This is a genomic window from Dellaglioa sp. CoH-55-MRSF-9 (genome assembly GCF_056782155.1).
On the sequence record NZ_JBXAYG010000065.1, the window covers coordinates 1 to 278 of the forward strand.

The window sequence follows — 278 nt, forward strand, 5'->3', positions numbered from 1 at the left end:
GCATTAGAGGGGCCAGTGTGCCAAAATCGGGAATTTGAGCAGCAATAAATTCCTCGTGACTTAGTGGGCACAGATTTTTTTCTGGTGTGGAGAGCTTTTCCAAAGCCGGGACAAGATATGTTGTGATCTGTTCTGGAATGCGCTTCATCCAAACATCAAAACCTGCTTTGGGTTTTCCTTTATAGACTTTAAAAAATTGAGATATCGCGCCACAAAAAATTGGCTGCCCTGGGCGGACGGGAAGAGAATAACTTTTGTACGTTTCACGAATCTGAGAG

At 43.9% G+C, this 278-nt stretch carries 1 protein-coding gene; it reads right to left on the minus strand.

The features are described from left to right. Nucleotides 1–278, minus strand: a 278-nt coding sequence (locus AC1RPV_RS07805) for a hypothetical protein (protein ID WP_481764203.1), incomplete at both ends; no start/stop codon positions are given.